Origin of the sequence: Streptomyces sp. NPDC091272 (assembly GCF_044757485.1) — a bacterium.
Taxonomy (GTDB): domain Bacteria; phylum Actinomycetota; class Actinomycetes; order Streptomycetales; family Streptomycetaceae; genus Streptomyces.
In genome coordinates this window covers 732362-745434 of the sequence record NZ_JBIVVC010000002.1, presented here as the reverse complement: position 1 = coordinate 745434, position 13073 = coordinate 732362, and the positions used below count along the sequence as shown (strand labels likewise).

At 71.1% G+C, this 13073-nt stretch carries 12 protein-coding genes; 6 read left to right on the top strand and 6 right to left on the bottom strand.

Annotation, left to right across the window (positions count from 1 at the left end):
- Positions 1-14: 14 nt before the first annotated feature.
- From ACIQM4_RS08090 to ACIQM4_RS08080, 3 genes are all read left to right on the top strand, one after another.
- Positions 15-497 (top strand): hypothetical protein, encoded by a 483-nt coding sequence (locus ACIQM4_RS08090; RefSeq protein WP_401587599.1) that lies wholly within the window; start codon positions 15-17, stop codon positions 495-497.
- Positions 498-754: 257 nt separating this feature from the next.
- Complete coding sequence (locus tag ACIQM4_RS08085; RefSeq protein WP_401587596.1) at positions 755-1513, top strand: amidohydrolase family protein; 759 nt, start codon at positions 755-757, stop codon at positions 1511-1513.
- Between the two features lie 109 nt (positions 1514-1622).
- Positions 1623-2291, top strand: a complete 669-nt coding sequence (locus tag ACIQM4_RS08080; RefSeq protein ID WP_401587593.1) for a hypothetical protein — start codon at positions 1623-1625, stop codon at positions 2289-2291.
- Here the strand turns inward: ACIQM4_RS08080 and ACIQM4_RS08075 are convergent.
- Positions 2242-3432: an SAM-dependent methyltransferase gene (locus tag ACIQM4_RS08075; protein WP_401588229.1), complete on the bottom strand. Its 1191-nt coding sequence runs from the start codon at positions 3430-3432 to the stop codon at positions 2242-2244. The genes ACIQM4_RS08080 and ACIQM4_RS08075 overlap by 50 nt on opposite strands.
- A 361-nt stretch (positions 3433-3793) precedes the next feature.
- On the opposite strand from ACIQM4_RS08075, the gene ACIQM4_RS08070 reads away from it, so the two are divergent.
- From ACIQM4_RS08070 to groL, 3 genes are all read left to right on the top strand, one after another.
- A complete protein-coding gene (locus ACIQM4_RS08070; protein ID WP_401588227.1) occupies positions 3794-4792 on the top strand; it encodes a polysaccharide deacetylase family protein in 999 nt (332 codons plus the stop codon).
- A 301-nt stretch (positions 4793-5093) separates the two neighbouring features.
- Complete coding sequence (gene groES / locus ACIQM4_RS08065; RefSeq protein WP_401587591.1) at positions 5094-5402, top strand: co-chaperone GroES; 309 nt, start codon at positions 5094-5096, stop codon at positions 5400-5402.
- 113 nt (positions 5403-5515) lie between these two features.
- Positions 5516-7141 carry a chaperonin GroEL gene (gene groL, locus ACIQM4_RS08060; protein WP_401587589.1) on the top strand — a complete coding sequence of 542 codons (1626 nt, stop codon included), beginning with the start codon at positions 5516-5518 and terminating at the stop codon, positions 7139-7141.
- Positions 7142-7285: 144 nt separating this feature from the next.
- On the opposite strand, the gene ACIQM4_RS08055 is transcribed toward groL, so the two are convergent.
- The 5 genes from ACIQM4_RS08055 to ACIQM4_RS08035 form a co-directional block, all read right to left on the bottom strand.
- Positions 7286-8269, bottom strand: coding sequence for a hydroxyacid dehydrogenase (locus ACIQM4_RS08055; protein ID WP_401588224.1), 984 nt, complete (start codon positions 8267-8269; stop codon positions 7286-7288).
- Positions 8270-8446: 177 nt separating this feature from the next.
- Positions 8447-9229: a carbohydrate ABC transporter permease gene (locus tag ACIQM4_RS08050; protein WP_401588221.1), complete on the bottom strand. Its 783-nt coding sequence runs from the start codon at positions 9227-9229 to the stop codon at positions 8447-8449.
- 131 nt (positions 9230-9360) lie between these two features.
- Entirely contained in the window at positions 9361-10386 is a 1026-nt protein-coding gene (locus ACIQM4_RS08045; RefSeq protein ID WP_401587586.1) for a carbohydrate ABC transporter permease, read from the bottom strand.
- A gap of 8 nt (positions 10387-10394) precedes the next feature.
- Positions 10395-11720: an ABC transporter substrate-binding protein gene (locus ACIQM4_RS08040; RefSeq protein ID WP_401587584.1), complete on the bottom strand. Its 1326-nt coding sequence runs from the start codon at positions 11718-11720 to the stop codon at positions 10395-10397.
- A gap of 103 nt (positions 11721-11823) precedes the next feature.
- A complete protein-coding gene (locus ACIQM4_RS08035; protein ID WP_401587581.1) occupies positions 11824-13041 on the bottom strand; it encodes a substrate-binding domain-containing protein in 1218 nt (405 codons plus the stop codon).
- Positions 13042-13073: the final 32 nt, after the last annotated feature.

The following is a 13073-nucleotide window of genomic DNA, read 5'->3' as shown; positions in this document are numbered from 1 at the left end:
TGGGTGCAGTGTCCATGGCAATCGCACTGGCCGTGTGTGCCCCGACGTCCGCGACGGCGGCGCCGCAGCAGGCCCCGCAGGTGGTCGCACAGGTGGTCTCGCCGTCGCCGGAGCCGACCGCTCCCGCCCCGGCCGGCAAGAAGAGCGAGCCGGGCGCCAAGAAGACCGATCCGGGTGCGAAGAAGACCGGTCCGGCGGACATGAAGACTGACCCGGCCGCGAAGAAGACCGGTCCGGCCGACATGAAGACCGCCGCGACCCGGCACGGCGTCGGCGGCAAGGTCACCGCGCACACCGGCCAGATCGTCCGGTCCCGCCCGACCACGAAGTCCGCGAACATCGGCTCGTACGGCCCGCACGCCATCGTCCGCATCGCCTGCAAGGTGCGGGGTCAGAACGTCGCCGGCAACACCATCTGGTTCAAGCTGTGGAACCGCTCCGGCTGGATGAGCGCCAAGTACGTCGACAACTTCTCGTACGTGGGCTGGTGCCGCTAAGCCTGACGCGGGAGGCGTGCACGGGTCCGTCGAGGGCCGTCGTGAGCGTCGTGAGTGTCGGAGGCCGTCGTGACCGGAGGTGCCCCCTCCGGTCACGGCGGCCTCTCTCGTGTGTGGGGCCGACGCCACCCGTCCCTCGCCCCGATCCCGTCGCCGCGCGCTCCGGGTCCGCCCGTGGGAGCCTCGTACGGGGACCCGCGCATCCGTGGGACCCCGCACGGGCACGGGGCCGGGGCCGGTGAAGGAGGCACGCGAGCATGACCAGCGTCGACGTACACGCGCACTACTTTCCCGAGCAGTACCTGGACGTGCTGGACGAGGTCGGCGGCTCTCCGGTGCGGACGGCCGGGCTCCGTGGCGGTGGCGGCGGCAGCACCCCCGCCGAGATCGACGCCCGGATCGCGGCCATGGACGCCGCCGGGACCGATGTGCAGGTGGTGTCGGCGACACCTCTGACGCCGTACTTCGACGACACCTCGCAGGCGCTCGGGGCCGCGAGGGTCGCCAACGCCGCCTTCGCCGACCTGGTCCGAGCTCACCCCACCCGCTTCCGCGCCCTCGCCGCGCTGCCCCTGCCCAACGGCCTCGCGGCGGGTGACGAACTGGGCCACTGCATGGACGAGTTGGGGTTCCTGGGGGCGGCCATCACCACCACCGTCCTCGGACGGTCGCTCGGTGACCCGGAGTTCGTTCCCCTCCTCGACGCGCTGGAGCGACGCGGCGCCGTGCTCCTCCTGCATCCCACGGGCGGCGAGAACGTACAACAGTCGTACGACGAGATGGACTTGAGTGCCTACCCGGGCATCCGTCCGATCACCACCGGGAGGACGCCGCCCGACCGCCCCCTCAGCCCCCTCCACCACCACGCCGTCACCGACGCGGACGCCCTGCGGCGGGCAGCGGTGACGTACGGGCCGGAGCGGCTGCTGCGGGGCAGTGGTTATCCGTACCGTGCGGAGGAAGGGTTCGACGCACACGTGCCGGAGGAGAACGCGACGGTGCTGCTCGGACTCTGAGCAGTACTGTGGTCGCCGGCCCGTACGCGGGCTCGCACGGCCGCTCGTCCGCCCGCCCTGCTGCGTACCGGCCGCTCGTCCGCCCGCCCGTACGCACGAAGGACCTGCCATGTCCCGCTCGCCGCTGCCGCCACCGCCGCCCTCCCCCGACATCTGGGCCTGGCCAAACCGGGAAGCGATGCTGGCCGACCGGGCGCGTGCGATGCGGGAGTTGACGCGCAGATGGCTCGGGGTACCGGCAGCTGTCGGATTCTGGCTCTACGGAGTACTGCTGGCGGTCGCGTGGGGGTGCGTCGGGATCGCGATGCAGACCTTCGAGCAGGGCATGTTCCCCGACGTTCTGATCGGTGGGATCTTTCTCGTGCTGGGCATCGGGGGGCTCGTACCCGCGGTGATCCTGCTGTGGCTGGGGGTGCGGCGCGACCGCACGATACGCGAACGGTTGCACGCCTGGGGTGAGTTGGGGCAGGACCCGGCGGTGGACGCCGGATTGGCCACCCCGGCCCGGAGCCTGGGCTGGCTGCTCCCTTCCTTCGTGCTCGCGGCGGTGGGCCTGGTGACCTCGCTCGGCTACGCGGCGAGCGCCCGCCCGGGAACGTCGACGTACGCCGACGCGGCCTTCTTCATCGGTCTTGGCCTCGCGCTGTGGGTGGTGGGACTGCTGGGGACGATGAAGGCGGTGGGTCACTACCGGTGGGCGGTCCGGGTGCCGCGCGGGCGGGCGGCGTTCAGACCGGGTGGCCGAGCAGCATGGTGGGGGCGCCTGCGACGCGGGTGAGGAAGACGGTCGTGGAGTTCTTGCCGGAGAGCTTCATCTTCTTGCGGAGTTCTTCGGGTTCGACCGCCGAGCCGCGCTTCTTCACGGTGAGGACGCCGACCTCGCGCTCCCGCAGAAGTGCCTTCAGTTTCTTCATGCCGAAGGGGAGTTGATCGGTGATCTCGTACGCAGTGGCGTACGGGGTGGGGCGTCGTTCGTCGGCGGTGATGTAGGCGATCGTCTCGTCGATCAGACCGCCGTCGAGGTCCGCCGCGACCTCGGCGACGAGGTGGGCGCGGATGACGGCGCCGTCGGGTTCGTAGAGGTAGCGGCCGACCTCGCGGACGTCGGGGTTGGGCAGGCCGCGGCCGACGAGGGTGGCGCCGGACGGGAGGAGGGTGGCGCGGCGGGCTCCCGCGGTGACGGCCGTGGCCGCGGGCGCGTGCCAGAGCACCGCTTCCTTCACATCGCCGTTGTCGGAGATCCACTCGGCCTCGAAGTCGTCGGGGACGAGCTCGTGGGGGATTCCGGGGGCGATCTTGATGGCGCCCGTGCCGACCTGGCGTACCGCCGCGACGGAGAAGGAGAGCGGCGGGGAGTACGCCTCGGGGTCGAAGATCCGGCCGCGCGCGCCGGACCTGCGGGCGGGGTCGATGAAGAGGGACCGTGCGCCGGTGAGGTCGTAGGTGAGGACGTCTGCCCGTACGACGGACAGCACGGACGGGTCGGGGAGCAGGGCCCGTGCGTTGGCGCGGGCGGCGAGGCAGGTGGCGGGGTCGAGGTCGACGGCGGTGACGGACAGGCCCGCGCGGGCCATGGCGAGGGCGTCGCCGCCGACGCCGCCGCACAGGTCGAGGACCTGGGGGGTCGACGGGGGCACGATCGTACGGAAGCGGGCCGCGCGGTACTCGCCGACGGACTTACGGGTCGACTGCTCGACCCCGTTGGGCGTGAAGTACATCCGGTGGGCGTCCTCGGCGCCGAACTTCACCGCCGCGCGCTGCCGCAACCGGGCCTGCGCGAGCGCGGCCGACACCAGCTCGGCCGGGTGGTCGCGCCGGAGCCGGGTCGCGAGCGCCAGGGCGTGGGCGGGGTCGTAGTCCCGCAACTCGTCGAGGAGGGCCTGGCCCTCGGGGGTGAGCAGGGCGAGCAGGGGGGCCAGGGCGGGGTCGTCGGACTGGGCGTCCGTCGCGTCGGGGGTGGCGTCCGGTGCGTCGGGGAGGGCGGGGGCGTCTGCGTGGGCGCCCGCGGCGGCTTCGGCGTCGGTGGGGCGGCCGGGATGCTTCGTCACCCGGTCCATTGTGGTCCAGCTCGCGCGAGCCGTACGCCTGGCCCGGGTTTCGCGCGGCCGTGGGGTGGCTGAGAGCCCCGGCCCTGCCGCGGGTTCCGCGCGGCCGTGGGGTGGCTGAGAGCCCCCGGCCCTGCCGCGGGACCGGCTCCTTGTGGGCCAGCCGGGCGACCGCGCGCCCGCCCTCGCGGTGTCGTCCGTCTCTCGCCGCCCCCCGCTGACAGGATGCGGCGCCATACGACTTGTACGACAAAAGGAAGAAAGAGGGCTCTCTGTGAACAACTCGGGAGCAGTCGGGCGTAGACGGTGCACGATGGCGGTAGCGGTTCTGGTGACGGCCGCGATCGCCTCGGGGTGCGCGACCCCGGCCGAGGAGGAGGCGGGTGGACGGGGCGAGTCCGTCGTCGGGAAGGAGCAGGGGGAGGGACGCAAGCAGGTGGACGGCGCGGCCGGCGCGCTGCTCTCGCCCGCCGAGCGACTGCGGCAGCAGCGGGCCGCGGCCAAGGCGGCGCAGGCGGCAAGGGTGGTGGCGGCCAAGCGGTGGGGACTGGTGCAACCGCCCCTGGCCGTGCCCCCGCCGCCCAGCGTCAAGCCGAAGATCAAGGCCCGGCCGGGTTTCGAGGTGGACGGGCAGGTCTCCGAGGGGCTGCCACCCGTCTTCACGACCGTGCCGGTGAAGGACCGGGTCGTCTTCCTGACCATCGACGACGGCGCGGAGAAGGACCCCGAACTGATCCGGATGATGGACGAGCTGAAGATCCCGTACAGCGCGTTCCTCTCCGACTACCTGGTGAAGGAGGACTACGCGTACTTCAAGAAGATGCAGGGCAAGGGTGTCGCCCTGCACAACCACACCCTCAACCACCCGTACCTGCCCGGCCTTTCGTACGACGAGCAGAAGCGCGAGATCTGCGACCAGCAGTCCAACATCGAGAAGCGCTACGGCAAGCGGCCCCCGCTCTTCCGCCCGCCGTACGGCAACTACAACAAGGACACCCTCATCGCCGCCAAGTCCTGCGGTGTGAAGGCGGTCCCGCTGTGGGCGGCGGAGGCCTTCCCGGACCACATGGAGTGGCGGGAGTGGGACAAGGACCTGCACCCGGGGGACATCGTGCTGACCCATTTCCGCGGGAAGGGCGACTGGAAGGGCTCCATGCCCGACATGATCCGACGCGTCATGAAGACGATCACCGCCAAGGGCTACGCCGTGGCCAAGCTGGAGGACTACGTGTGAGGAGGGGGCTGGGGGGCCGGGGGGGGGGGGCAGCCCCGGGGTGCGGGCCGGATCGGTGGGCGTAGCTCGTACTTTCGTACGGCCGGATGCGGTCCGGTGGCTGACTCGGCCACTTCCGGGTGTCCTCAATTGGCACTCCGCTTGACCGAGTGCTAACCGCGTCATAGTCTCGGCACTGGCACTCACCACTGGAGAGTGCCAACACAGCGACGGGCAGGTCCGGCACCCGCGACGACGGATCCACCTGGTCGCCACCCCAGACTGTTAACCCCGTGAGATCTCCGAAGGGGGAGACCGGATCGTGACGACCGCAAGCTCCAAGGTTGCCATCAAGCCGCTTGAGGACCGCATTGTGGTCCAGCCGCTCGACGCCGAGCAGACCACGGCCTCTGGCCTGGTCATCCCGGACACCGCGAAGGAGAAGCCCCAGGAGGGCACCGTCCTCGCAGTGGGCCCGGGCCGGTTCGAGAACGGCGAGCGCCTTCCGCTCGACGTGACCGTCGGCGACGTGGTGCTGTACAGCAAGTACGGCGGCACCGAGGTGAAGTACAGCGGCGAGGAGTACCTCGTCCTCTCGGCCCGCGACGTTCTCGCCATCGTCGAGAAGTAAGCAAGCCGGGAAGTACCCACTTCCGCATTATTTGTTCTGCGCCCCTGGCCCCCGCTCACACGCCGGGCGTCCAGGGGCGCAGTTCGTATTTCGAGAGGACTTGAGAAAGCTCCATGGCGAAGATCCTGAAGTTCGACGAGGACGCCCGTCGCGCCCTTGAGCGCGGCGTCAACAAGCTTGCCGACACCGTGAAGGTGACGATCGGCCCCCGTGGCCGCAACGTCGTCATCGACAAGAAGTTCGGCGCCCCGACCATCACCAACGACGGTGTCACCATCGCGCGTGAGGTCGAGCTCGACGACCCGTACGAGAACCTCGGCGCCCAGCTGGTGAAGGAGGTGGCGACCAAGACCAACGACATCGCGGGTGACGGTACGACCACCGCCACCGTGCTGGCCCAGGCGCTGGTCCGTGAGGGTCTGCGCAACGTCGCCGCGGGTGCTTCCCCGGCCGCCCTGAAGAAGGGCATCGACGCCGCGGTCAAGGCCGTGTCCGAGGAGCTCCTCAGCACCGCCCGTCCGATCGACGACAAGTCCGACATCGCCGCCGTGGCCGCGCTCTCCGCGCAGGACCAGCAGGTCGGCGAGCTCATCGCCGAGGCGATGGACAAGGTCGGCAAGGACGGTGTCATCACCGTCGAGGAGTCCAACACCTTCGGTCTGGAGCTCGACTTCACCGAGGGCATGGCCTTCGACAAGGGTTACCTCTCGCCGTACATGGTGACCGACCAGGAGCGTATGGAGGCCGTCCTCGACGACCCGTACATCCTGATCCACCAGGGCAAGATCGGCTCGATCCAGGACCTGCTGCCGCTCCTGGAGAAGGTCATCCAGGCCGGTGGCTCCAAGCCGCTGCTGATCATCGCCGAGGACGTCGAGGGCGAGGCGCTCTCCACCCTCGTCGTCAACAAGATCCGCGGCACGTTCAACGCCGTGGCCGTCAAGGCCCCGGGCTTCGGCGACCGCCGCAAGGCGATGCTCGGTGACATGGCCACCCTCACCGGTGCCACCGTCATCGCCGAAGAGGTCGGCCTCAAGCTCGACCAGGCCGGTCTTGACGTACTGGGCACCGCCCGCCGCGTCACGATCTCCAAGGACGACACGGTCATCGTCGACGGCGGGGGCAACTCCGAGGACGTCAAGGGCCGCGTCAACCAGATCAAGGCCGAGATCGAGTCCACGGACTCCGACTGGGACCGCGAGAAGCTGCAGGAGCGCCTGGCGAAGCTCGCCGGCGGCGTCTGCGTCATCAAGGTCGGCGCCGCGACCGAGGTCGAGCTCAAGGAGAAGAAGCACCGCCTGGAGGACGCCATCTCCGCGACCCGCGCCGCGGTCGAGGAGGGCATCGTCTCCGGTGGTGGCTCCGCGCTCGTCCACGCCGTGAAGGTCCTTGAGGGCAACCTCGGCAAGACCGGCGACGAGGCCACGGGTGTCGCGGTCGTCCGCCGCGCCGCCGTCGAGCCGCTGCGCTGGATCGCCGAGAACGCCGGCCTTGAGGGTTACGTCATCACCTCGAAGGTCGCCGACCTCGACGCCGGTCAGGGCTTCAACGCCGCCACCGGCGAGTACGGCGACCTGGTCAAGGCCGGTGTCATCGACCCGGTCAAGGTCACCCGCTCCGCCCTGGAGAACGCCGCTTCCATCGCGTCGCTGCTGCTCACGACCGAGACCCTGGTCGTCGAGAAGCCGGCCGAGGAAGAGGCCGAGGCCGGTCACGGCGGTCACGGCCACTCCCACTGAGCCCAGGCTCAGCCGGCAGTAACCGCACACTCCTGAAGCCCGGCCCCCGCCTTCGCGGCGGGGGCCGGGCTTCGGTGCGTGTGGCGCCGATGTGACGCGGACGGGGACGCGGCGCAGGCGCGGACGCGGGCCCCGCGGTGGGCCCTACGCCGAGTGCCCCAGCGCGTCGGAGTGCACCGCCTCCGTGAACGGCGTCCCGTCCGCGTACCGCTCCAGCTCGTCCAGGGCGTGCTCCGCCATCCGGTGCAACTCGTTCCCGAAGGACCCCGCGAGGTGCGGGGTGAGCAGTACGTTCGGCAGGTCGTACAGCGGTGACCCGGCTACCGGAACCTCCGGCTCCGTCACGTCGAGCACACCGTCCAGCCGGCCGGTCCGCAGGTGCGGCAGCAGCGCCGCCTCGTCCACCAGGGACCCCCGCGAGGTGTTGATCAGCGTCGCCCCGTCGGGCATCGCCGCCAGCTGGGCCGCGCCGATCATGTGCCGGGTCTCCGGCAGCTGCGGGGCGTGCACCGAGACGATCGAGCTCCGGGCGCAGAGTTCCGTCAGCCCGACCGGCTCCGCGCCGAGCAGGGCGGCCTCGGTCCGGCTCACGTACGGGTCGTACAACAGGACCCGCACGTCGAAGGGGCGCAGCAGCTCGATGACGCGCCGGCCGATCCGGGAGGCGCCGACGATGCCCACCGTGCGGCGGTAGTTGCCCGAGGAGTGCAGCTCGGTGCGCCAGTCGTGGTCGCCTCCGGCCAGCTCCCGGTATCTGCGGGCCGCCCGGTGCACCTGCTTGCCCGCGAAGAGGATCGCGGCGAGCGTGTACTCGGCGACCGGCAGGGCGTTGGCCCCGGCGGCGGCGCTGACCAGCAGGCCACGGTCCCAGCAGGCGGCGGTGACGTGGTGCTTGACGGAGCCGGCGGCGTGCACGACGGCGCGGAGCTTCGGGGCGCGGGCCAGTACCTCGGGGGTGAGCGGGGTGGCGCCCCAGCAGGTGAGCAGCACCTCCGCGTCGGCGAGCGCGGCGGCGTACCCGGGGTCGTGCAGGTCGTGGGCGACCAGCTCCGGGTCGGTACGGGCGATGGCGGCCAGGCGGGCGCGCTGTCCGTCGCTGAACAGGCGCTCCGCGGTGCCGGGGGCCATGGCGAGGAGGGTCACGGGCCGCCGGTCACCTGCGGCCCCCTCGGGGGCCCGCAGGACGCCGGGGGAATTGTCAGTGGCGTGGTGCATGGTGGGACTCACGGTGGGACTCAGCTCTCCTCATCAGGTCGTTCGGCGTCCGGGGCCGGCCGGCGGGCCAGGTGGCGGGGCTGCCCGCCGTCACTTGACGCTGCCGGCGGTGAGCCCGGCCTTCCAGTGCCGCTGGAGGGAGACGAAGGCGACGATCAGGGGGATGACGGCGAGGAGGGAGCCGGTGACGACCATCGGCAGGTAGGTCGGCTCGGCGTGGGCGCCCGAGTTCCATGCGTACAGCCCGAGGCTCAGCGGGAAGAGCTTCTGGTCCGAGAGCATCACCAGGGGGAGGAAGAAGTTGTTCCAGATCGCGGTGAACTGGAAGAGGAAGACGGTCACGAAGCCGGGCATCACCATGGGCAGACCGATGGAGAAGAAGATCCGCAGCTCGCCCGCCCCGTCGATACGGGCGGCCTCCAGGGCCTCGTCCGGGATGTAGCCGGCGCTGAAGACCCGGGAGAGGTAGACGCCGAAGGGGTGCACCAGGACCGGCAGGAGCACCGCCCAGTAGGTGTTGACCAGTCCGATCTTGCTGGCCAGCAGATACATCGGCAGGGCGAGCGCGGTCGTCGGGACCAGCACGCCGAGCAGCACCGTGGAGAACAGCTTCTCCTTGCCGCGGAAGGTGTACTTGTCGAAGGCGTAACCGGCCGCGACGCTCACCAGCGAGCTCAGGACGGCGCCCACCCCCGCGTACAGCAGGGAGTTGGCGTACCAGCGGAAGTAGATGCCGTCGCCGTGCGAGGCCAGGTCGGAGAGGTTCTGGCCCAGGTCGAAGCCCTCGAAGGAGAAGGCGTTGCCCGCGAGCAGCCCGCCGGCGTCCTTGGTGGCGGCGGTGAGCAGCCAGACCAGGGGGAAGAGCATGTACATCGTGGCGAGGACGAGCGCCCCGTTCACCGCGGTACGGGAGAGCCAGCGGGAGGCCGGGGAGTTGCGGGGCGGGGAGGAGGCCGTGGGCGCGGTGCGGGGGGCCGGGCGGGAGACGGTGTCTGCCTGGGTGCTCATACGGTCGCCACCTTCGCGTTCCTCTTCGCCTTCTTCTGCTTGCGGCCGCTCGTCAGCCGCGTCACGACGAACGACAGCAGCGCGGCCGTGACGGCGAGGAGCACGGACGCGGCGGCGGCCAGCCCGTAGTCGTTGCGGTCGAAGGCGGCGGTGTAGGCGTACATGTTCGGCGTCCAGGTGGAGGAGACGGCGGAGCCGGTGCCCTTGTTGAGGATCAGCGGCTCGGTGAACAGCTGGAGCGAGCCGATGACGGTGAACAGCGCGACCATCACCACCGACGCCCTGATCAGCGGCACCTTGATGCTGAAGGCGGTGCGCCAGGCCCCCGCCCCGTCCACGGTGGCCGCCTCCAGGACGGACCGGTCGACGGCCTGGAGGGCCGCGTAGAAGATCACCATGTTGTAGCCGAGCCACTCCCACAGCGCGATGTTGACCACGGAGGGCAGGGCGCCCGACGGTGCGAAGAAGTCGAAGCCGACACCGCCGGCCTCCATCGCGTTCACCACCGGACTGAGCTGGGGCGTGTAGAGGTACACCCAGATCAGCGCGGCGATGATGCCGGGCACGGCGTGCGGCAGGAACAGCGCGAGCTGGAAGAAGCGGCGCGCGCGGGCGAGCGCCGAGTCGAGCAGCAACGCCAGGGCGAGGGCCCCGCCGATCATCAGCGGGATGTAGAGCGCGCAGTACCCCAGGAGTACGACGAAGCCCTCGCGGAAGGCCGCGTCGCCCAGCGCCGCCGCGTAGTTGTCGAGCCCGCTGAACACGGTCTCGGCCCCGCCGAAGCCCAGCCCCGACTGCTTCTCGCTGAACAGGCTGAGCCATACCGCGTAACCGATCGGCACGACCATGACCAGGACGAACAGCACGAAGAAGGGGGTGAGGAGGAGCGCGGCTGCGGCATTGGTACGGGCGCGGGCGGTCGGGCGGCCGCGCCCGACGGTGCGCCTCGGCCCGGAAGCGGTGGGGTCGCCCGGCCCGGTGGCGGTTGCACCGGGCCGGGTGGTGGCCTTCGTGGTGGTCATGGTGCTGCTCAGCCCTCGACCTTCAGGCCGCGCTTCTTCAGTTCGGCGACGGTCGCTTCGTGGCCGGCCTTCACCGCGTCGGCGACGGTGGTGCCGCCGTGCGTCACCTTGCCGAACTGGTCCTTGATGACGCTGTTGGTGGTGCCGGTGCTCGGGCCCCACGACCAGTTCGCACCGATCGAGGCGCCTGCGTCCTCGAAGACCTGGTAGATGTCCTGGCCGCCGAAGTACTTCGCGTCGAAGGCCTGCTTGGCGGCGGGGCGCAGCTCGGAGGCCGCGGGGAAGGCGCTCGAAGTGCCGGACGCGATACGGGCCTTGATGCCCGCCTCCGTCGTCGTCATCCACTTCGCGAACTCGACCGCCGCCTTTGCCTTCTCGCTGCCCTTGGGCACGGCGAACGTCGAGCCGCCGAGCATTCCGCTGGCCGCCTTCCCGTCCCACGTCGGCATCGGGGCCACCGCCCACTTGCCGCTCTGCTCGGGCAGCGTGCCCTTCAGCACGCCCGCGCCCCAGGCCGCGCCGAGGTAGCCGATGGTGCCGCCGCTCTTGAGGGAGTTGGTCCACTCGGGGCTGAACGAGGCGCTGTTGCGGATGAGTTCGTCGTCGAGGAGCTGCTGCCAGTACGCGGAGACCTTCGTGGTCGCCGCGTCGGTGGTGTTCACCTTCCAGGTGTCGCCCTCGGCCTTGAACCACTGGGCACCCGCCTGCCAGGCCATCGCCTGGAACGTGCTCGGGTCGTCGGGGAAGAAGGTGCCGATCCGCGCCTTCGCGTCGGCCTTCTTGACCTTCTCGGCGGCCTTGCGGAAATCGTCCCAGGTCTTCGGCACCTCGACGCCGTACTTCTCGAACAGGTCCTTGCGGTAGAAGAAGGCCTGCGGAGCCGCGTCGAAGGGCACCGCCCAGTTCTTGCCGCCGAGCGTGGTGAGCTCCACCGCCTGCGGCAGGAACTTCTTCTTCACGTCGTCGCCGAGCAGCGGGCCGATGTCCTGCAACGAGCCCTGGCTGACGAACTCCGGCAGCATCGGGTACTCGATGGACGCCAGGTCGGGGGCGTTGCCGGCCTTCACCGCGTTGGAGACCTTCGCGTAGCCGCCCGCGTTGCCCGACGGGATCTCCTCGTACTTCACCTTGATGTCGGTGTGCGAGGCGTTGAAGGCGTCGACGACCTCCTTGGTGCCCTTCGCCCAGCCCCAGAAGGTGATGTCGACGGGCTTCCCGTCGGCGCCGGGGGCGGTCGAGCCGCCCTCGCTGCTGCCGCCGCAGGCCGTGAGGACGGCGAGGGCGGTGGCTGCGCCGGCTATGACCAGTGGTGTTCTCTTCCAACTACGGCTCACGGCATGGCTCCTGTAAGGAAGGCGGCGACATTGGCGTTGGCCGAGATCCTTGGACCAGCCTTGAACGAAGTCAAGAGCGAACGATCGAATGATCGAAATTAGATCAGCTGGGAGTGCTCCGAGGACCCGCCGGAACCTGACCCTCCGTGCCCACCTCGGCCCCCGCGCCGGCCCCCGCACCGCCTGCCGCCCCAGCTCCCACCCCCGCGTCGCCTCCCGCTCCCGGGCCCGCCCCTGCCCCCGCGCCCGCCCCGCACGACGCCCGCACCCGCAGCCTGGGCAGCAGCGCCAGATGGCGGCGCGGCGCCTCCTGCGGACTCTCGCTGCCCAGCCGCTCCACCAGCAACTCCGTTGCGTGCCTGCCCACTTCGCGCTTGGGCGGTGCCACGGCGGTGAGCGGAGTGTCGGCCAGCGCGGCCACCTCGTCGTCGTACGCGACGACCGCCAGGTCGTCCGGAACCCGTACGCCCAGTTCCGCCAGTCGCTGCACGATCTGGATCGCGTCCACGTCGTTGTGCACCAGTGCGGCCGTCGCCCCGGCCGCGACCGCCGCACGCAGTTCCCCCACCGCCGTCTCGAACCCCCGCGGATCCAGCTCCGCGGGTACGGAGTCGATGGCGGTCCGCGGCGCGGAAAGGCCCAGCGCGCCGAGTGCCGCCGCGTACCCGGCGCGCACCGAGAGCGCGGTGGGACTGTCCGCCCGCGCCACCAGCACCGGCGTCCCGTGCCCGAGCCCCATCAGGTGGCGTACCGCGAGCAGCACCCCGTGACCGTGGTCGGAGCACACCCGGTCCAGGCCGTCGGCCGCCGAGCCCGGCGCGGGCTGGCGCTCCAGCAGTACGGCGGGTACGGACAGCCCGGCGATCCACGCCCCGTGCACCGCCGGATCCTCCGGGCGCCGCCAGCCCGGCGCCACCAGCAGCCCCTGCGCGCCCGCGGCGAGCAGGCCCTCCACGCGCGCGTGGTCCTCCTCGGGCCGGTAGTCGGAGATCCGCAGGATCAGCCGTGCCCCGGCCCGCGCCGCCGCCTCGTGCGCACCCCGGATCACCTCGGCGAAGTAGTACGTGGCCGAGGGTGCGAGCAGCCCGAGCACCAGGCCGCCCGAACGCTGCCCGGGAAGTGCCGGGCCCTGCTCCGCCGGCCACGACACGGACCCGTGCACCCGGTCCAGCAGGCCCTTCGCGGCCAGCGCCTCCGCGTCCCGCCTGGCGGTGACGGGGGAGACGCCCAGCAGCCCCGCCAGGTCGAAGACGCGCACGGTGCCGTGCCTGCGCACCAGCTCCAGCAATCGGTCGTGACGTTCAGCGGCACTCTCGCGCACGGTCGCATCCCCCTGGGCGGTGTGGTGGCTCT